At 64.8% G+C, this 19,073-nt stretch carries 15 protein-coding genes and 2 tRNA genes; 13 read left to right on the top strand and 4 right to left on the bottom strand.

Annotated elements, in window-relative coordinates; genetic code table 11:
* The coding region (locus PG883_RS07730; protein WP_201872345.1) for a transposase at positions 1–107 on the top strand (107 nt) is incomplete at its 5' end.
* Here the strand turns inward: PG883_RS07730 and PG883_RS07725 are convergent.
* Entirely contained in the window at positions 76–2,619 is a 2,544-nt protein-coding gene (locus PG883_RS07725; RefSeq protein WP_223953084.1) for a putative bifunctional diguanylate cyclase/phosphodiesterase, read from the bottom strand. The two genes, PG883_RS07730 and PG883_RS07725, sit on opposite strands and share 32 nt — an antisense overlap.
* Positions 2,620–3,011: 392 nt before the next feature.
* Between PG883_RS07725 and hpf the strand changes: the two genes are divergently transcribed.
* The gene (gene hpf / locus PG883_RS07720; protein ID WP_223924477.1) at positions 3,012–3,344 is read left to right on the top strand and encodes a ribosome hibernation-promoting factor, HPF/YfiA family; all 333 of its coding nucleotides are present in this window, start codon (positions 3,012–3,014) and stop codon (positions 3,342–3,344) included.
* 63 nt (positions 3,345–3,407) lie between these two features.
* On the opposite strand, the gene PG883_RS07715 is transcribed toward hpf, so the two are convergent.
* Positions 3,408–3,920 carry a VC2046/SO_2500 family protein gene (locus PG883_RS07715; protein ID WP_041215524.1) on the bottom strand — a complete coding sequence of 171 codons (513 nt, stop codon included), beginning with the start codon at positions 3,918–3,920 and terminating at the stop codon, positions 3,408–3,410.
* Between the two features lie 126 nt (positions 3,921–4,046).
* On the opposite strand from PG883_RS07715, the gene PG883_RS07710 reads away from it, so the two are divergent.
* Together PG883_RS07710 and PG883_RS07705 are read left to right on the top strand one after the other, a co-directional pair.
* Positions 4,047–4,131 (top strand) — tRNA-Tyr (locus PG883_RS07710).
* Positions 4,132–4,162: 31 nt separating this feature from the next.
* A tRNA-Tyr gene (locus PG883_RS07705) sits at positions 4,163–4,247 on the top strand.
* A 206-nt stretch (positions 4,248–4,453) separates the two neighbouring features.
* Here PG883_RS07705 and tamB read toward each other — a convergent pair.
* Both tamB and tamA read right to left on the bottom strand, forming a co-directional pair.
* On the bottom strand, positions 4,454–8,227 hold the full coding sequence (gene tamB / locus PG883_RS07700) for an autotransporter assembly complex protein TamB (protein ID WP_223924476.1): 3,774 nt from the start codon (positions 8,225–8,227) through the stop codon (positions 4,454–4,456).
* Positions 8,228–8,303: 76 nt separating this feature from the next.
* On the bottom strand, positions 8,304–10,085 hold the full coding sequence (gene tamA, locus PG883_RS07695; RefSeq protein WP_223924475.1) for an autotransporter assembly complex protein TamA: 1,782 nt from the start codon (positions 10,083–10,085) through the stop codon (positions 8,304–8,306).
* A gap of 536 nt (positions 10,086–10,621) precedes the next feature.
* Here tamA and PG883_RS07690 point away from each other — a divergent pair.
* From PG883_RS07690 to PG883_RS07650, 9 genes are all read left to right on the top strand, one after another.
* The gene (locus tag PG883_RS07690) at positions 10,622–11,017 is read left to right on the top strand and encodes a hypothetical protein (RefSeq protein ID WP_113977987.1); all 396 of its coding nucleotides are present in this window, start codon (positions 10,622–10,624) and stop codon (positions 11,015–11,017) included.
* Positions 11,018–11,076: 59 nt separating this feature from the next.
* Positions 11,077–11,355, top strand: a complete 279-nt coding sequence (locus PG883_RS07685) for a peptidylprolyl isomerase (protein WP_039039827.1) — start codon at positions 11,077–11,079, stop codon at positions 11,353–11,355.
* 127 nt (positions 11,356–11,482) lie between these two features.
* Complete coding sequence (locus PG883_RS07680; RefSeq protein ID WP_113977985.1) at positions 11,483–12,193, top strand: DUF1499 domain-containing protein; 711 nt, start codon at positions 11,483–11,485, stop codon at positions 12,191–12,193.
* Positions 12,183–12,758 (top strand): carboxymuconolactone decarboxylase family protein, encoded by a 576-nt coding sequence (locus tag PG883_RS07675; protein ID WP_039039829.1) that lies wholly within the window; start codon positions 12,183–12,185, stop codon positions 12,756–12,758. Before PG883_RS07680 ends, PG883_RS07675 begins: the two co-directional genes overlap by 11 nt.
* On the top strand, positions 12,755–14,911 hold the full coding sequence (locus PG883_RS07670; protein ID WP_113977983.1) for an FAD-dependent oxidoreductase: 2,157 nt from the start codon (positions 12,755–12,757) through the stop codon (positions 14,909–14,911). The genes PG883_RS07675 and PG883_RS07670 overlap by 4 nt, the downstream gene beginning before the upstream one ends.
* A 19-nt stretch (positions 14,912–14,930) precedes the next feature.
* Entirely contained in the window at positions 14,931–16,100 is a 1,170-nt protein-coding gene (locus PG883_RS07665; protein ID WP_113977993.1) for an ABC transporter substrate-binding protein, read from the top strand.
* A 48-nt stretch (positions 16,101–16,148) separates the two neighbouring features.
* On the top strand, positions 16,149–17,759 hold the full coding sequence (locus PG883_RS07660) for an ABC transporter permease (protein ID WP_223924474.1): 1,611 nt from the start codon (positions 16,149–16,151) through the stop codon (positions 17,757–17,759).
* Positions 17,760–17,763: 4 nt separating this feature from the next.
* Positions 17,764–18,426 carry an ATP-binding cassette domain-containing protein gene (locus PG883_RS07655; RefSeq protein WP_113977980.1) on the top strand — a complete coding sequence of 221 codons (663 nt, stop codon included), beginning with the start codon at positions 17,764–17,766 and terminating at the stop codon, positions 18,424–18,426.
* Positions 18,419–19,021, top strand: a complete 603-nt coding sequence (locus PG883_RS07650) for a CDP-alcohol phosphatidyltransferase family protein (protein WP_104452683.1) — start codon at positions 18,419–18,421, stop codon at positions 19,019–19,021. The genes PG883_RS07655 and PG883_RS07650 overlap by 8 nt, the downstream gene beginning before the upstream one ends.
* The last annotated feature ends 52 nt before the right edge of the window (positions 19,022–19,073 follow it).

Raw genomic sequence — 19,073 nt, 5'->3', positions numbered from 1 at the left:
GGGTGAACAACAAGATCAAAGTGATAAAGCGCATGGCATATGGATTTAGGGACTCAGAATACTTTTTTCTGAAAATCAAGGCGGCCTTCCCCGGAAAGCCGCGATGAACCTATTTTTATCGGTGCAGACGGGGCGATCACCGCGTACCTGACGGCTGACATAGCGTTCAAGGTAGGGAACAGGGAGCGGCTTGGAGGCGAGGTATCCCTGGAAGAAATGGCAGCCCTGTGCCTGCAGAAACTCCAGCTGCTGGCGGGACTCCACCCCCTCCGCCGTCACGTTGAACCCCATGTGGCGGGCCATGGCGATCACGGCCTCGACGATGGCCATGTTGTCACCATCCTTGGGAATGTCCTGGATGAAAGAGCGGTCGATCTTGAGCTCGTCCGTCGGCAGCCGCTTGAGGTAGCTCAGGGAAGAGTATCCCGCCCCGAAGTCATCGATGGCAAAGCTGATGCCCAGGGTCTTGAGCTCCGCCATCTTGCTGATGGTGTCTTCCGCATGACCCAGCACCACCGACTCGGTGATCTCCAGGTTCAGGCAGGCGGGATCCATGCCGGTGGCCGCCAGCACGTCGTGAATGCGATCGACAAAGTCGGGAGCATGGAACTGTTTGGCACTCACGTTGACCGACAGCTGGGGGACGTGGATCCCGCTCTCCTCCCAGGAGACGTACTGGGTACAGGCTTCGTGCAATACCCAGTTGCCGATGTCGACAATGAGATCCGTTTCCTCGGCAATGGGGATGAACTCGGCAGGCGACACTAGAGCACGCCCGGGGGGTTGCCAGCGGATCAGTGCCTCGACACCAATGATCTCCCCCCCCGCCACCATGTGCTGGGGCTGGTAGTGGAGAGTCAGTTCCCCATTGTCGAGGGCACTGCGCAGCTCGTTGTGAATGTGCAGACGCCGGTCGGCCTGCAACTGCATGGAGGCATCGAAGAAGCGCCGGGTCTTGCGGCCCGCCGATTTCGCCTGATACATGGCGGTGTCAGCCTGCTTGAGCAGATCCCCCGCCTCCTGCTCCCGACCGGGGAAGAGGGTGATGCCGACACTGGCGCCGATGTGCAGCACCTGGCCTCTGAAATCATAGGGGGCGGCGATCTCCCCGATCAGCCGCTCCGCTATGAGGTCAGCCTGCATCTCCGCCTGGGGCGGGCTGATGGAGAGCGCTGGCAGCAACAACACGAACTCGTCGCCGCCGAGACGGGCCAAACAATCCCCCTGGCGCACCAGCCGCTTGAGACGGCTGGCCACCTCCTTGAGCAGCCAGTCGCCGGTGGCGTGACCCAGGGAATCATTGATGGTCTTGAAGTGGTCGAGATCGATGAACAGCAGGGCCCCTATGAGGTGACTGCGATTTGCATCGGTGAACGCCTGGGTCAGGGTTTCGTGCAGCTGACGACGATTGGGCAGGCCTGTCAGCTCGTCATAGAAGGCGAGATCCTGGATGCGGCGCTCCGCCGCCTTGCGCTCGGAAATATCCTCGAAGAAGATGACATAGTGGCTGATCCCCCCCTTCTCATCCTGCACCGGCGTGACGATCTCCCACTGGGGATAGGCGTGACCGTCGGCGTGCAGGCGCAGGGTTTCCCCCTGCCAGCGATCCAGGGCGTTGAGCTCGTAACCCAGCCCTCCCAGCCCCGACCAGAGATCGTTGCCAAGGTGCAGACCAATCACCCCCTGGTTGTCAAAGCCGGTGATCTGGCTGAAGGCGTAATTGACCCGCAGGATCTTGAACTCGGGATCCGTGATGATGATCCCTTCGTGAGTTTCAAAGGCCACCGCAGACAGCCGCATCAGGGCGTCGCTCTGCAGGCGCTCCAGCTCGGCCACCATGCGCACCGAGAAGATGGTCAGGACGGAGTCCAGATCCGTGGTCCGGGTCTGGCTCGGGAACAGCAGGGCGAGATGGCCCAGGATCTGACCGTTGCGATCGAGCAGCGGCTGGGCGTAATAGTGCTGGCCCGGGGGCAGGTCGGGATACTCGGTCAGGGGTTCACTCACGGGGACCGAGCTGGAGGGCCCCTGGCGATAGAGTTGCTGGCAGGGCATGTCACAGAGGGCATACTCCTTGACGTCGATGCCGTGGCTCGCCAGCACTCTCAGCCTGTCGAGACCGACCCGCTCCGTCAGCCAGACGGCAGTGGCTCCCAGGATATGGGCCAGTTCGTTGACCAGGGTCTGGCAAAAATCGAGCCCCGTCTTGGCGGAGAGCGCCTGCGCCAGCTTGGCCAGCAAGGGGGCCTGCAACATGGGAAGCGGCGGTGTCACGCCTGCAGGGGAGTCGGCGCGATCCATCTCGCGATGCATCATTTCGAGGGGGGCAAGCCAGCCACAACAGAGCCCCTGTGCAGGCACATACTGACCGTACCAGAGCGCGTGGTGTACCTTGCCGTCCTCATCGCGCAGGTGACCGATGAACTGGCCAGGCTGGCCGGAATCGTGGAGTCTTGCAAGAAAATCGGCGAAACCCGCTTCATCTTCCCGCTCAAGTTGGGTGGCCCAGGGGTGGGCTTCCTCCCCTGCCCAGGGTTCACAAGAGACATGATCAGACAGGCTCCATTGCCCATGCTGCCGATCATAAAACCACATCATCTGGGTGGCTTGCTGCTTCATCTACGACTCCAACCACTACAACCACGTTATCCACCCCGACTCCTGCAGAAAAGCATATCCGTTTGCGCGCATATCTCCACCGGCGCATGGCAATGATGTTGCGATGCGATGAGGCGATGTGGGTGGAGAAAATTCGAGACTATGCGGCAAAAACCAAACATCGGGTCGACACAAGGCGCTGCCGAGGGGGGACAGAAACGATCCTATTTGCTGATACTGCCTGCCTGTTTCACTGAGCTCAAGCGGTTTTTGGCATGAAACGGGAAAAGCTCACAATTTATGGACAGCGGGATTCCCAAGGGCATTTTTCGTGACACAGATCACATTTTGATTTGGCGACATGGGTAATCTGGAGGTGAAGACACAAGCAAGACGACCCGAAGGGGGCCATTATGAAAATCGAAATGACCAGTAAAATCATCGACATCACCCCAGCCATCCGCGAGCGCATTGAATCCCGTTTTGAAAAGCTCGAGCGTCTTCAGGTGCCTCTTATCACACCCCATGTGATCATCTCCAAAGAGCGTTTGATGTATATCGTCGAAGCCACTATCGGCATTCCCAACGGCAAACTGTTTGCGCAAGCAGAGCACGAGGATATCTATGCCGCCATCACGGACCTGGGCCAGAAGCTGGAACGCCAGCTCAACCGTCACACGGAAAAACCCATCGCCCGTCGTGCCGCCGGCAAGGAAGTGCCCCAACCGGACGAAGCAGACGCCTGACAAGGTTCACCATTCATAAAGCAAAAGGCGGGTTATCCCGCCTTTTTGCATTCTACCGTACCGTCACCCCAGCCAGCGCAGCCTGGCATCCACCCCTTGCGCAAGCTCATCGAGCAGCGGCAGCATCATCAGCGGAGCCTCCTCCCTGGGGTCAGCGCCCATAGGTCGGGCCTGCCAGCGCTCGCGACCCAGTGCCGAGAGGTTGTCGTACACCGCGGGATCCAGCGCGGGCGTTCGGCTCACCAGTGGCGGGGAGCGCAGCGCCAGCCAGAGTCTCACATCCGTCATGCACCCGCCCTGTTGCAGACGCTCGTTGAGGCTGGTGGCATCGCTCTCTTCCACCCCGCCTTGCAGGGATGCCCGGGGCATCAGACCGAAACGGGAGCGCCAATCCAGCTCACCCGACGCAGGCTTGGGCGGGGCATCAAACCAGGGCTGCTCTTCCACTGCATCAGTCAGCAGCGCCAGATGCAGCCTGAAGTCGGCACGGTCCCCCGCACGGAGATCCTGGTTGAGCCGTTGGCCCAACTGGGCCTCATCCACGAGCAAGCGGTCACGAATCGCACTGGGCAGCATGAGATAAATCTTGGAAATGAAGGTTTCATTGCTTATCGGCCATCAACCCGATCCTTTAAGCATTAAAAATCCCGGCAGAGGGGTTCACAAGCGCGACAGATCTGTTAGTATGCGCCTCGCACTTGGGGAGGGGTTCCCGAGCGGCCAAAGGGATCAGACTGTAAATCTGACGGCTCTGCCTTCGAAGGTTCGAATCCTTCTCCCTCCACCATTCAAGTGCGCACAATCAGGTCATGCCCCGTGGAGGGGTTCCCGAGCGGCCAAAGGGATCAGACTGTAAATCTGACGGCTCTGCCTTCGAAGGTTCGAATCCTTCTCCCTCCACCATCTTTCAGAGAACCCGGCCTTGTGCCGGGTTTTCGCTTTTCTGCCTTCCACAAATCCCCTTCTTCTACAAAAATAACGGGAGGCCAGGCCTCCCGTCAATATATGCACGCTCTCACCCCGAACCTGCTGGCGACAGCTGTCATCAGCAGGTCGGGCAGAGGGGGATAAGCGTCCCCCCAGGTATCTGTCTTGTCATCCGCGCCCCCTTACAGGGTGAAGCGATAGAAGATATCCACCGCCTGGGCCACCCCGCTCATGGCCTGCAGATAGAGCCTTGGCATCAGCTCGTAGCGCAGCTTGAATTCGGCGATGGGGCTGAACACCCCGACCCCGTACTGGAACTGCAAGCCGGGCAGCAGGTAGGCCGACAGGGTCACCTGGGTGTCATCACCACTGCCTGCGGTATCGAGGGCCACGTCGCTCATGCCGAGGGACTCCCCGATGCTGGAGACCACGCCGCTCGCCTGGCTCACGGCCCCCGCCACCAGCAGGCCGTTGAAGCCGCCATCCTCGCCGCTGGTCTGCAATCCCTTGCCCCGCAACAGATAGGAGAGCTGTTCGGACTGCGCCATCTGCGGCTCGGAATAGACGGTGATCTTCGGCTTGGCAGCCAGCCCCGTCACCCGCACCCCGACGGTCACGTTGTCCTCGATGGTATCCGGATCCCGATAGGTCTCGATGTTGAGATAGGGCTGATCGATGGGGCCGGAGAAGAGGATCCGCCCCTCCTTGATGATGAGGTTCTGGCCATAGGCCTTGAAGCGCCCGTCCCTGAGCTCCAGTTGCCCGTTGCCCGAGAGCGGCTTGGAGGGATCCTGGCGAATGTTGAGGGCCCCTCCCACCTTGGTCTTGAGTCCCATGGCTTCGAGGCGGACGTCGTCCCCGAGCCGGATGGCGAGCCTGATCTCCATGGGCAGCGGTGCCGCCTTGGGGACCGGCGGCAGATCGTCGTAGATGACGGTGACGTCATCGGAGACCGCTACCGCGCTGTCTGGCAGGCTCTTGACCAGGATGCGCGACCAGGGGATGTCCACCTGACCGGTCACCCTGGTCTCCTCCCCGAGAGAGATGGCGATGTCAGGGGTCACCCTGACCCGGCCCATGCCCGGGTACTGGGCCTCCAGCTCCTTGCCCTGAATGGTGAGGCTGCCGGTCACCGGCTGCTGGGCCCAGCTCAGCCAGCCCCCCAGCACCAGGGGGCCCTTGCCCACCATCATGGAGCCGTCGAGTTCGGCCCGGTTGCCTTCTATCTTGAGGCGGGTCACCAGCTTGGAGAGGGTCACCATGTCGGAGTGGGTCTGAACCTCCCCCTCCTTCAGGTTCAGCTCGCCATACAGCAGGGGGGCAGCCAGGGTACCGTCGAAGCGGGCATCCGCCGAGATGACCCCTTGCAGGGAGCGCACTTCGGGAATGAGAGGCGCAAAGGTCGCCAGCTTCAGATCGTCAAACCTGAGTTGACCGCCGAGGTTGCCGCGGCCAGCGGGATCCCGGATCAGCAGATCGGTGTCGATGTTGCCGATCTGCTCGGAAGCGAAATCGACCCGGATGGCGGCCTGCTGGCGCTCGAAATCGATCCCGAGCTCGAGGCGCTGGTAGTCGGTCTTGAGTTCGTCGGCGACGAAGGTCCCAGGCGTGGTGAGCACGGTGGCGTGCAGGGTCGGCTGGTTGCCGCGCCAGCTGGCGCGCCCGTCGGCCGACAGCACCGCCTGCCAGCGGAAATTGTCCGGCAACCAGGGGCGCAGCCGCTTGAGATCAAATTCGTTCAGGGCAAATTCCAGATTGCCCTGGGACTGGGCTATCCGGCTCCCCTTGACGCAGAGACTGGCCTTCTGGGACGCGAGGCAGAGATCCCCCATGGTCAACTGCTGTTTCGGCAGATCCAGGTCCAGAGACCAGGGGGCGGTCAGCGCCCAGCGCTTGAGGGGGGTCTTGAGCTTCAGCTCGGCAAGGGCGCCACGCCAGTGGTCACCGCGCAGGCTGCCATTCAGGCTGAGGTCTGCCGCCAGGGGATCCCCCTTCATGGTCAAGGTGAGCCCGTGGCGCTCGAGATCGCCGCTCAGGTTCAGGGCGATTTGCGAGAGCTTGGTCTCCCCCTGCGCCAGGCTCGCCACCGTCACCGCCACCTCACCGGCGGGCTTCTCCCCGACCAGGGCGTTGGCCTTGATGACGGTCTCCTTGAGGACGGTGCCCGCGTAGGCGAGTCGGCCCGACACCAGATCGGCATTCACGCGCGGCGCCTGCTGGTTGCCGGTGACGCGCACCTGGCCCTTGATGTCCCCTCCCAGACCCGGGTAGATACCCCCAAGCTTGGGCGCATCCAGATCCGCATCCAGCTTCCAGGCCTGGGTCGTGAGCGAGCCTTTGGCCTGCAGCCGGTTTGGGCCGCTTTGCAGCGCCAGGGCCGGGATGGTCCACTCCATCTTGTCGTTGCCGCTGAGCCTGCCCTGCAAGGCCAGGGGATACTGGTTGAGCTTGCCATCCACCTTGAGCTCGGGCAGGGCCAGCTGCCAGTGGCCCGCCTCATCCAGATCGAAGCGACTGGTGATCTTGCCCGCCAGTACCCCCTTGATCTCGGGCACCAGCTCCGCCGGGTTGATCCCCTTGAATTCGGTCGTCCCCTGCCACTGGACCCCCTTGCTCCAGGCCAGCTTGCCGTCGACCTTGAGCTCCCCCTTGAGGGCCCCCAGCAGCAGCTCGATGCGGCTCAGCTGGTTGAGATCCCCCTTGCCCGAGAGCGCCACCTTGAAGGGGGGCACATCGGTCCCCTTGCCGGCGGTGTTGAGCGCAAACTGGTAACCGGAGAGCTTGCCCTTGGCGCTCAGGGTGCCCTTGTCCAGCCGATAGCTGGGCTCATCCTTGGCGGGCTTGTGCAGGGGCCAGGAGAGGCTCTTCCAGTCCAGCGCCAGATCGAAGGGCAGATCCGGGTCGAGGGCCGCGAGGGATCCTTTGAGATTGGCGCCCACCGGCCCCTTGGCCTTGAGTGCCAGCCCAAGCTTGCCCACAGAACCGTCCAGGACGAGATTGACCTGCTCCCCCTTGAGCTCCCCGTCCAGCAGCCCTTGACGCGCCTTGGCATCCAGAGTCAGGGCGAGGGGGTAATCCTCGTGCAGGCGCACCTGACCACTCAAGGTCAGATCCGCCATGGCATGGCGCAAGGAGAGCTCCCGGATGTCGATGCGCTCCTCCTCGGCGGTGGCCGACAGCAAGAGGTTGTCTAGCCCCTCCACCAGCTCACCTTGCTGATAACGGAACGCCGTGGCTTTCAGCCCCTCCAGCTGGATGGGGAAAGGCAGTCGCACCGCCGGCAGCACCATGGGCTCGGGCTTGCTTGCGGCCTGCATCTTGTCACCGGGGGCAGCCTTGCCCTCGCCGGCCGCCAGGGTGGCGCTTTTCTCATCCGCCGGTTTGGCGCCCTTGTCACTGGCCGCCTCCGCCGGGGACGGTGCCACCACCACGTTCAGGCCATCGAGCACGGGGCCGCGCACGATGAGCCCGGCGCGATCCAGGGCGGCGCCAATGTCCAGATCCTTGAGGGTGATCGTCACGCCGGGCACCGCCACATCGAGATCGGCAACCTTGAGGCTGTCGACCTGGATTTTGAGCGGCAACGGATGCCAGACGAAGGGCTCCGACGGCTCTTCCGGCACCGGCTCGGACTCCGCCACCCGGACAACGGGGCGAGTCACCGCCAGAGACTTGATCCAGAGCTTGCCCTGCAGGAGCTTGCCCAGATCCCAGTCCAGCACGGCCCGCTCCACGGTGACATCCACCAGCTCGTCCCGCCAGCCAACCCCTTCGAAGGTCCAGCCATACCCGAGTTGCCCCGCCACCAGCTCCCCCTTGAGGGAGGGCAGCGCGGCTCTGGCCTGTTGCCACAGCCACTTGTTGCCCTGATGGGTGAAGCCCAGCAGGCTGACGCCGATGAGCAGCAGGAAGAAGAGGCCCATGAGCCACAAGAAAATGCGTTTTACCCAGATCACGATGCAGACCCCTGCAAGGAAAGCAGCCGCAGCGGCCAGAAAAGAGAAAGAAGAGGATGTGCGCCTGGTTGCCGGGTCATAGTTCCGGCCCCAGCGCGAAGTGCAGCCGCAGCGGCTTGTCCTCCTCGGAGATGCCCACCGCCAGATCGAGCCTGACCTGACCGATGGGGGTGACCCAGCGCACCCCGACCCCGGTGCCTATCTTCCAGGCCTCGCTGTAGTCGACGGTGGCGGTCCCGGCGTCCACGAACAGGGCGCCGAGCCACTTCTCGCTGAAGCGGTAGTTGTACTCCAGGCTGCCGACGCTTGCGTAGCGCCCGCCGGTCAGCTTGCCATCGTCCCCCCGTGGCGAAATGGTCTCGTAACCGTAACCCCGGACCGTCTGATCGCCGCCGGTGAAGAAGCGCAGGGAGGGGGGGACCAGGGAGAAATCATCCCCGACGATGGCCCCCTGTTCGGCCCGCATCAGGAAACGGTGATCTTCGCCCAGGGTGCGCAGCCACTTGCTGCGCCCCCACACCCGCATGAAGCTGATATCGGACCCCCAGTAGGGGCTCGAGAACTCCATCGTCAGTTGCTGGCGATCCCCCCAATCCGGCACCAGACCGCCGCGCACCCGCAGCCGTGACCAGGAGACGCCGGGGATCAGCAGCAGGCTGTTCCCCTCGTCCTGACCCTGGACGTAGCGCTCGTTCTCCAGGCGCACAAAGACGTCTCTGTCCCAGCTCTCCGGTCGGCGTGTCCAGCGGTGCACCCCGAAGGTGGCCAGATCGGAGCGGGTGTCGTTGTTGTCGGTGTATTGATAGCCCGCCTGCAGGGAGTAGTAATCCCGTAGCGGGTTGCCCACCGGGATCTGGTAGTCGAAGCTGAGCTCCGCTTCCGGCGCCGAGATCTTGGCGGTGCTGGAGAGGCGGTGACCATAGCGGTTCACCCAGGGTTTCTCCCAGGTGGCACTCAGGCGCGGCCCCACGTCCGTGGCATAACCGATACCGGTCTCAATCTCGTGATCGACCCGGTTGGAGAGGGTCACCTGCACCGGCACCCGGTTGCCCTCGGCCTGGCTGATCAGGGGTTTGATGTCCACCTGCTTGAACAGCTTGGTGGAAGAGACATCCTGGGACATCCCCGCCAGACGGATCGCCAGATAGGGGTCGCCGCTCTTGATGTTGATGAGCGGGCGAATAAGGTGCAGTGCCTCCGGCGTCGCGTCATAGCGGATCTCGCCGAAATGGTAGCGCGGGCCGGAGCGAAACAGGATGTAGATCTCCGCCTTGCCCTGTTCCGGGAAAACCTTGACCTGGCTCTTGCTGATCTTGGCGTCAAAATAGCCGCGGGCCAGCCCCAGACTGCCGAGATCCGCCTTGATGGATTCATATTTGCCGTGGTTGAGGGGATCTCCCTCCTTGAGGGGCAGCTTGTCCAGCAGCTCGCTGTACACCTCGTCGCTCCCCGCATCCCCTTCCAGCAGGATGTCGAGGCGCGAGATGATCACGGGTTCCCCCCGCTCAATCTCGATCACCACCTTGGCGGGCGCCTTCTTGTCGCGGTTCAGGGTGATCTTGGGCTGGTAGTAGCCATAGACCTGCAGCGCCTTCTGTACGCTCTCGGTGATCTTGGCGCGGGCGGGGCGGTACTGGCGTTCCTGGTAGACGGGCAGGGCGTTGAGGTAGGCCTCGACGTTGTCTTTCTGCTCTCCCCTGACCCCCTTGATCTGGTAGGTCAACTTGGCCGCCATGGCGGGCATCGCCATCAGCCAGAGAGCGAGGGCGAGGGCGAGCAGCAAGAGACCGGGCCCGGGGCGACGGGATCGCCCGGATGAAGTGCTCCCGGTGAGAAAAGTAGGATAGCATCCTGTCAAACGTCAGTTTCCCCGAATAACATGATTTAAAGATTGTGTTATTTAGTACGATACCGAGACTCATCCCGGGCGAGTGCCGCTCATCCTAGCATAATCGCGACGCCGAAATCCCACGCTCGGGGCCCCTTTGCGTGCCGCTCTGCCACCCCCGGTGCGGGGATCGCTTCGGCCCTGCAAGGAGCCAGCCGTGTGTAAGGAGCCAAACTGCGCACAATCCGGGCAAGGGGCGAACAAAATGCCACCACCGACCCCGCCACGCCGGATCTCCCCTGGCGGCCTTGGGCTGGCAGCAGGGTCCGGCTCGTCGCGACACCCCTTGTCGGACACCCCGCATCCGGCGGGTTTCGTCAACCCGTCCCCCTCGACTTGCTCCGCGCTCTCTTCCCCATCCTGCCTGCTATTGAACAGGAAAATAAGTTTAAATCAATCACTTGAATAGATGGCACTAAAGCTTCGTTCAATTCAATCGATTTATCCCGCTGCCCCTGCGCTCCTGCCTGTCCCACACTGATCCCAATCATCGCAGGAGAGACCCCATGCACCTACGTAGCGAACAACTGGCTGACTACATCGCCGACCGAATCGAGTTCATCACCTTCCTGGCCTGCTGCAGCGCCCTGCTGGCCCTGCTGACCGGCATGAACGGCCAGCAGGCCCTCGCCTTCACCGCGCTCAATCTGCCCTTTGGCCTGGCCCTGCTGCTGGGCATGGCCCTGCTCGCTCCCCTGTCTGCCCACTGGCGCCTGCCCGGCATAGTTCTGCTGCTGGTGAGCGCAGCCCTGGCCACCCTGCAGATGGGGGGCAACTGGCTCAACCCCCTGGCCATCTGGAGCCTCTATGCCCTGCTGGGGCTGGAGATCCTCTGGCAATCCCGGGCCAGGGTCCCCCTGGCCACCGGCCCCCGGAGCCGGGTCTCGCGCCCGAGGGGCTGACGTGGAGGCGCAATTGCAGTAATCTTGTGCCCCCTTTCCCCTCGCCGAGGAGCATTCCGATGAAAAAAGCCTGTGCCCAGCACATCCTGGTCAAGACCGAGAAACAGTGTCTGGAGATCAAGGAGAAGCTCGCCAAGGGCGCCGATTTCAGCCAGATGGCCAAGCGTTTCTCAACCTGCCCTTCCGGCAAGCGTGGCGGCGATCTGGGGGAGTTCTCCAAGGGGGACATGGTCAAGTCCTTCGACGATGCCGTGTTCAAGGGGGAGCTGCTGACCGTGCTGGGGCCGGTGCGCACCAAGTTCGGCTTCCACCTCATCAAGGTGCTCTATCGCAACTGATCCAGGGCAACGAGGCCATCGGCTCTCTGAGCCGCACGCCCGGGATTGATGATCATTTACTAACGTTATCAGGCAATTAAGTTTATCCTTCTGGGCATAGTTCCATCCTGTCCCGTGGATCCCTCATATGCACAGCTCTTTGTGGTGGCCGCTGCTGACCTGGCTATTGCCCCTTTGCGGGGCCCTTGGCAGCCGCGCCCATCTCTGGCCCTGGTGGCTCGGCTTCATCCTCTGTCTCGCCAGCGCCCTCCTCAGCCTCGTGCTGCTGCTGCGCCTGCCCTGGCGTTATCGCCGCACCACCAACCTCTGGCCGGATATCTGGGGCATAACTCCCCTGCTGTTGCCCCTGCTGTTTCTCGTCCAGGCGCTGCGCTCCCCCCTCACCAACGACGTCAGCACGGATCCCTACCATCCGCCACGGCTCCAGTGGGCCGAGCAGCTCAGAAGCCAGGAGGATCTCCCGGTCTCCCCCCCGCCCCTGCAAGTATTTCCAGGCAACCCCGGTCCTCTCTATACCCGGGCATCCCCGGTCGAAGTGCTCGCGGAAGCCGAGGAACTGATGACGGAGCTGGGCTGGCAGGTTCATCCGGGCAGCGAGGGTATCGATGCCGTCGTCACCACCGGCTGGTTCGGGTTTCAGGATGACGTGGCCCTGCGGGTCTTTGCCGGGCCCAAAGAGACCCGTATCGACATGCGCTCCGCCTCGCGCCAGGGGCGCAGCGATCTGGGGGTCAACCGGGCACGGATCATCGATTTCCTGAATCGGTTGAACGAGCGCCTGGGCGGGGCCTACAAGCCCAAGATGGAGAAGCTCAAAGAGGAACAAGATGCGCATTGAGGTCAAACCGGACCGGGCCTACGCCTGGTTCATCCGCCCCTTCTTCTGGCTGCAGAAACGCAACTACGGTCAGGTGCTGATCCCGGGCAAGTGCTGGGGGCGCTCCCCCAGGCTGTTCGCCGCGGTCGCCACCCTCTACGGCGTCATCAACCGCAAGCGCTCCCCCATCGACCCCGTGCTGCGCTCCCTGGTGACGGTGCGAGTCTCCCAGCTCAACTGGTGTCGTTTCTGTGTCGACATCAACGCCATGACCCTCGTCAAGCGGGCAGGCTCCAGCGACAAGGTGGAGGCGCTGGCCCGGTGGCGCGACAGCCCCTTGTTCGACGAGCGGGAACGGGCCGTGCTGGACTATGCCGAGGCCATGACCGGGCTGGATGGCGTGAGCGACGAGCAGGCCGCCCGCCTCAAGCCCTGGTTCGATGACGACGCCCTGGTGGAGCTCACCGGCCTCATCGCCTTCCAGAACATGTCCGCCAAGTTCAATGCCGCTCTCGACATCGCTCCCCAGGGGTTCTGCCAGTTGCCGGTGCAACCCGAGCGCCCCCTCGACAAGGGGCAGGGATGAACCGGGCACGCCTGCTGCTGTTGCTGGCGATGGGGGCCCTGGTCGGCACCTTCTTTGCCCTCGACCTTGACCACTATCTGAGCCTCACCCAGTTGCAGGCTCATCAGGAGCGCCTGGCCCTTTGGGTCGACCGCCATGTTGTCGCGGCCAGCCTGCTGTTTCTGGTGCTCTATGTGCTCACCACCGCCCTCTCCCTGCCGGGGGCGGCCCTGCTCACCCTGGCGGGCAGCGCCGTCTTCGGCATCCTGTGGGGGCTCTTGCTGGTCTCCTTTGCCAGCTCCCTTGGCGCCACCCTGGCCTTTCTCAGCGCCCGCTTCCTGCTGCGGGACTGGGTCGAGACACGCTTTGGCGACAAGCTGGCGAGCGTTCAGGCCGGCATGCAAAAGGAGGGGGCCTTCTATTTGCTGAGCCTGCGCCTCATCCCCCTCTTCCCCTTCTTTCTGGTCAACCTGGTGATGGGGCTCACCCCCATCAGAGTCAGCACCTACTACTGGGTCAGCCAGCTCGGCATGCTGCCGGGCACCCTCGTCTACGTGCTGGCGGGGAGCGAGCTGGCTACCCTCACCAGCACAGGCAACCTCTTCTCCCCCGGCCTGCTGGCCGCCCTGACCCTGCTCGGCCTGATGCCCTGGCTGATGCGTGCCTTGCAGCGCCGTCTCGCCCTCTACCGGTTGCACGCCCCCTACCGCAAGCCTGCGCGCTTTGACTACAACCTGCTGGTGATAGGCGCCGGCGCCGGAGGTCTGGTCACCAGCTACATCGCCGCCGCGGTGAAAGCCAGAGTGGCCCTCATCGAGCAGCACAGGATGGGGGGGGATTGCCTCCATACCGGCTGCGTCCCCTCCAAGGCGCTGATCCGAAGCGCCCGCTTCGCCTTTGAACAGCGCAAGGCCACAGAGCTTGGTTTTACCCCGAGCCAGAGCCGCGCCGACTTCGCCGCCGTGATGGCGCGGGTCGCCCGGGTCATCGAGGAGGTCGAACCCCACGACTCGGTGGCGCGCTATGAAGGACTTGGGGTGGAGTGCATCCAGGGGCGGGCGCGAATCACCTCCCCCTGGGAGGTGGAGGTCAACGGCAAGCGCCTGACCAGCCGTCATATCGTGATCGCCACCGGCGCCCGCCCCCGGGTGCCCGCACTGCCGGGGCTGGACAGGGTTCCCTACCTCACCTCCGACACCCTCTGGCAGCGACTGCGTGAGCCCCCCCGCCATCTGCTGGTGCTGGGAGGGGGCCCCATCGGCTGCGAGCTGGCCCAGAGCCTGGCCCTGCTCGATATCCCCGTCACCCTGGTGGAGCAAGGCCCTCAGCTGCTGCCCCGGGAAGATAGGGACGTCGCCGGGGCCCTGGCCGCGCAGCTGGAGCACGACGGCGTCACCCTGCACCTCGGCTGGCAGGCTACCTCGGCCGGGTATATGGACGGTAAAGGCACCAACCTGCCCATCCGGCTGCACCTGCGCCGGGGGGACGAGACGCTGGTGGTTGAGGGGGACCAGCTGCTGCTGGCCCTTGGCCGGGAGGCCAACGTGAGCGGTTTCGGGCTGGAGGCGCTGGGGGTTGAACTGGCCCCCGGCGGCACCCTGGCCATCGACGGCTTCCTCGCCACCAACTACCCCAGCATCCTGGCGGTGGGGGACGTTGCCGGCCCCTACCAGTTCACCCATTTTGCCGCCCATCAGGCCTGGTATGCCGCCATCAACGCCCTCTTTGGCCAGTTCAGGCGCTTTCGGGCAGACTACAGGGTCATGCCGGCAGCCACCTATACCAGTCCGGAGATAGCCAGGGTCGGCCTCAACCAGAAAGAGGCTCGGGCCCGAGGCATCCCCTTCGAGTCGACCCGCTTCGAGATGGCCGAGCTGGACAGAGCCATCGCCGACGGCGAGTCAGGGGGCTTCGTCGAGGTGCTGACGGTGCCGGGCCGTGACAGGATACTCGGGGCCACCATAGTGGGTGCTCACGCCGGCGAGCGGATCGCCGAGTTTGCCCTCGCCATGCGCCACCGCCTGGGACTTGGCAAGATCCTCGCCACCGTTCACCCCTACCCCACCTTGATGGAGGGGAACAAGTACGTGGCTGGCGCCTGGCGCCGTGCCCGCCAGCCCGGGCGCCTGCTGGCGCTGCTGGCCCGTTATCACCGCTGGCGCCGCGGCGCCTGACTCTGACGAGGCAACCATCATGTTCACGACCCGACTTCGCGCCCTGCTCCGTCCCCTGATGGCCGCAGTCCCCCTGCTGCTTGCCTCCCCGCTCCACGCCAATGACGCGTCGTGGCAGCAGACCCTGCTGGCCGCCAGGGGGCAGACCGTCTACTTCAACGCCTGGGGGGGCAGCCCCGAGATCAACGCCTATCTGGTGTGGGCGGGGCAGGAGATCGCTCGCCAGTACCAGGTCGAGCTGGTGCAGGTGAAGGTGGATGACATCGCCCAGAGCGTGAGCCAGTTGCTGGCCGGCAAGCAGGCTGGCAAGACGTCGAACGGCCCCATCGACCTGCTCTGGGTCAACGGCGAGAACTTCAAGGCGCTCAAGGAGCAGGGGCTGCTGGGGGCCCCCTTTACCGACGAGCTGCCCAACATGGCCCTGGTGGACACCGCCCTGCCGGTGAGTGAGGACTTCACCGTGCCGGTCGAGGGGCTGGAGGCCCCCTGGGGCATAGGCCAGCTCAATCTGATGGTGGATGGCGACCAGGTAGACGTTCCTCCCACCTCGGCGGCCGCCCTGCTTGCCTGGACCAAGGCTCACCCCGGCCGCTTCACCTACCCCAAGCCTCCCCAGTTTCACGGCTCTAGCTTTCTCAAGCAGATCCTGCTGGAGCTGACACCGGATCCGGTGCCCCTCTATCGGGAGGCGACCGATGCCGACTTCCTCCGCGTCACCGCCCCTCTCTGGGCCTGGCTCGACCAGCTTCACCCCGCGCTCTGGCGAAAGGGCAGGCTCTTCCCCACCGGCGCCGCCGAGACCAGGCAGTTGCTCGATGACGGCGAGCTGGCCATGGCTATCAGCTTCAACCCGGGGGAAGCCCAGAGTTCGGTGCAAAACGGCACCCTGCCCCCCACCGTCCATGCCATCGCCATGGAAAAAGGGGCGCTCACCAACAGCCATTTCCTCGCCATCCCCTTCAATGCCTCCGCCCGGGCCGGGGCCAAGGTGGTGGTCAACTTCCTGCTGAGCCCCGCCGCCCAGGCACGCAAGAGCGACCCCGCCTTCTGGGGGGATCCCAGCGTGCTGCGCCAGGAGGCGCTGCCAGGCCAGACCCGTCCGGCATTGCGCTTCAAGGGGGTGGCAGAGCCCCACCCCAGCTGGCAGACCCGGCTGGAAGCGGCCTGGGCCGAGCGCTACGGCCACTGATCCATCATGCAGGCGCGCGCCCCTCTTCTCCTCCTTTTGCCCTTTTTGATGCTGGGAGCCCTGCTGCTGGGGATCCCGCTCGCCGGGGGCCTGCTGTGGCTGGTCATCGAGGGGCTCGCCCCCGCCAATCTATCCCTCTTGCTCCCCCAGCCCGGACTCTGGCACTCCGCAGGGTTGAGCCTCTGGGTGGCGGGCGCCTCCACCCTGGGGGCCCTCGGCGCCACCGCCCTGCTTCTCGCCCAGGGGGACGGGCGTCCCTGGATGCGCTGGCTGCGCCGCCTGCTCTCCCCCCTGCTGGCGCTTCCCCACGTCGCCTTTGCCATCGGCATCGCCTTTCTGATCGCTCCCTCCGGCTGGCTGCTGCGCCTCGTCGCCCCCCTGCTTGACCTCACCCATCTGCCCCCGGACTGGCAAACCCTCAAGGATCCCTGGGGGCTTGGCCTCATCGTGGTGCTCATCCTCAAGGAGACTCCCTTCCTGCTGCTGATGGCGCTGGCGGCACTGGATCCCGCCAAGGTGGCGCGCCAGCAGTGGCTGGGGGCCAGCCTCGGCTTCAGTGCCCCCCGGATCTGGTGGCGCCTGCTGCTGCCCGCCCTCTGGCCCGCCCTGCGACTGCCCCTCTACGCGGTGGCCGCCTATGGTTTGGCGGTGGTGGATCTCGCCCTGCTGCTGGGGCCGGATGCCCCGCCGCCCCTGGCGGTGCGACTCTGGCTCTGGTATCAGGATGCCGACCCCGCCTGGCGCGGCGCCAGTGCCAGCGGCGCCCTCTTGCTGCTCGCCCTCAACCTGCTGCTGCTTGGCGCCCTCAGGCTGCTGGAGCGGGCCCACCTCACCCTCGGCAAGGCACGCTGGCTGGATGGGCGACGCGCCCCCGCCTCGCCCTGGCCCGCACTCATTGCCCGCATCGGCGTGTGGGGGCTGCTCCTGACCAATCTGCTGGTGCTCGCCGCCCTGCTGCTCTGGTCCCTGACCCGGCGCTGGTCCTTTCCCACCCTCTGGCCGAGCGAATGGAGCAGCCACCACTGGCTGGCTCTGCTGCCGAGCCTGGGCCCGCTGCTGTGGCAGAGTCTGTGGCTGGCCCTGCTCTGCGCCGCGCTCTCCCTGCTGCTGGCGGTGCTCTGCCTCGAGGCGTTGCCTGCGCACCGCGCCACACGCACCCTCTGGCTTGTCTGCCTGCCTCTGCTGCTGCCCCAGGCCAGCCTGCTGTTTGGATTGCGCCTTCAGACCGACGGGCTGGGATTCACTGGCATAGGCCCAGGCTGGGTACTCTGGAGCCAGTTGATCTTCGTCTTTCCATACGTCTATCTCTGCCTGCACGGCCCCTATCGCCAGTTCGACGAGCGCCTCACCCGGGTGGCCCTCACGCTCGGGGCCAGCACCTGGGGGGCCTGGTGGCGAGTCAAGGGTCCCCTGCTCGCCCGTCCCCTGTTGTTCGCCTTCGGTGTCGGGGCGGCGGTGAGCCTGGCCCAATACCTGCCGACCCTGCTGTTCGGGGGCGGGCGGGTCGTCACCATCACCACGGAGGCGGTGGCCATCGGCAGCGGCCTCAACCGGCGGCTGGCGGGGCTCTACGGCCTGCTGCAACTCCTGCTGCCCCTTTTCATCTATGCCCTGGCGCTCTGGCTGCCGCGGCGCATCAACCCCGCCCTGAGGTCCTGACCCGATGCTGCACACCTCCGCACTCACCCTCTTCCTCGACGGTGCCCCCCTGCTGACGCTCCCCCCCCTCAGGGTGGCCCCGGGCGAGGTACTCACCCTGATGGGACCGAGCGGCTGTGGCAAGAGCTCCCTGCTGGCGGCCCTGGCGGGAGTGCTGCCACCCGGGGGCCCCATCCGGCTGACCGGGGACATCCTGCTCGGCGCACATCGCCTCACCCCGCTGCCCCCCCAGGAGAGGGGGGTCGGCATCCTGTTTCAGGATGACCTGCTGTTTGCCCACCTGACGGTGGCCGAAAATCTGATGTTCGGCATGCCGGCGCATCTCAAGGGGATGGCGGCAAGGCAGACCCGGGCCCGCGAGGCGCTGGCCGAGGTCGGGCTGGAGGCTCAGGCGGACAAGCTGCCAGGGGCGCTCTCCGGCGGCCAGAAAGCCCGCGTCAGCCTGCTGCGAGCCCTGCTGGCCGAGCCCAGGGCATTGCTGCTGGACGAACCCTTCTCCCGCCTCGACAAGCCGCTGCGGGCGGCATTCAGAACCCTGGTGTTCGAGCGCCTGCGCACGCAGGCCATCCCCGCCCTGCTGGTGACCCACGACGAAGAGGATGCGCCGGGCACCATCTTGCAACTGATCCCCCCAGCCAGCCCAGAAGAGGAGCACCACCTTGTTTGATCGCCACCTGATCCCGGTTATCCGCCGCCCCCTCGCCGCGCTCGCCCGCCCCCTGTGCCGGGCCGGGGTGAGCGCCAACCAGGTGAGCCTCGCCGGCTTTCTCATCGGCATGCTGGCGCTGCCGCTGCTGGCCTTTGGCTGCTATCAGTGGGCGTTGGCGGCGATTCTGCTCAACCGGCTGCTGGACGGGCTGGATGGCGCCGTGGCGCGGGAAACGGGCATCACCGACTGCGGCGGGTTTCTCGACATCACGCTGGATTTCATCTTCTACGCCGCCGTGGTGCTGGGCTTTGCCCTCGCCGACCCGGCCAACTCCCTGGCCGCCGCCACCCTGCTGTTCGCCTTCATGGGCACGGGATCGAGCTTTCTGGCCTTTGCCATCATGGCCGGCAAACGGGGCATCGAGAGCCCCGTCTACCACCACAAATCCCTCTACTATCTGGGCGGGCTTACCGAGGGGAGCGAAACCATCGCCCTCTTCGTGCTCATGTGCCTCTGGCCCGCCGCCTTCGTGCCACTGGCCTACGGTTTCGCCCTGCTCTGTGCCATCACGACCCTGACCCGGATCTGGAGCGGCTACCACACCCTGCGCTGACGGGATCCCGGAGGGCGCGCCGGCACGGAGCACTTGCGCCTGCACGCCAATG

Source organism: Aeromonas sp. QDB25, from assembly GCF_027707725.1.
Classification (GTDB): domain Bacteria; phylum Pseudomonadota; class Gammaproteobacteria; order Enterobacterales; family Aeromonadaceae; genus Aeromonas; species Aeromonas caviae.
This window is presented reverse-complemented; position numbering and strand designations above follow the sequence as displayed.

Coding starts and splice junctions, on each gene's coding strand:
- PG883_RS07725 (WP_223953084.1), bottom strand. CDS start 2,619: ATGAAGCAGCAAGCCACCCAGATGATGTGGTTTTATGATCGGCAGCAT.
- hpf (WP_223924477.1), top strand. CDS start 3,012: ATGAAAATCGAAATGACCAGTAAAATCATCGACATCACCCCAGCCATC.
- PG883_RS07715 (WP_041215524.1), bottom strand. CDS start 3,920: ATGCTGCCCAGTGCGATTCGTGACCGCTTGCTCGTGGATGAGGCCCAG.
- PG883_RS07690 (WP_113977987.1), top strand. CDS start 10,622: ATGCACCTACGTAGCGAACAACTGGCTGACTACATCGCCGACCGAATC.
- PG883_RS07685 (WP_039039827.1), top strand. CDS start 11,077: ATGAAAAAAGCCTGTGCCCAGCACATCCTGGTCAAGACCGAGAAACAG.
- PG883_RS07680 (WP_113977985.1), top strand. CDS start 11,483: ATGCACAGCTCTTTGTGGTGGCCGCTGCTGACCTGGCTATTGCCCCTT.
- PG883_RS07675 (WP_039039829.1), top strand. CDS start 12,183: ATGCGCATTGAGGTCAAACCGGACCGGGCCTACGCCTGGTTCATCCGC.
- PG883_RS07670 (WP_113977983.1), top strand. CDS start 12,755: ATGAACCGGGCACGCCTGCTGCTGTTGCTGGCGATGGGGGCCCTGGTC.
- PG883_RS07665 (WP_113977993.1), top strand. CDS start 14,931: ATGTTCACGACCCGACTTCGCGCCCTGCTCCGTCCCCTGATGGCCGCA.
- PG883_RS07660 (WP_223924474.1), top strand. CDS start 16,149: ATGCTGGGAGCCCTGCTGCTGGGGATCCCGCTCGCCGGGGGCCTGCTG.
- PG883_RS07655 (WP_113977980.1), top strand. CDS start 17,764: ATGCTGCACACCTCCGCACTCACCCTCTTCCTCGACGGTGCCCCCCTG.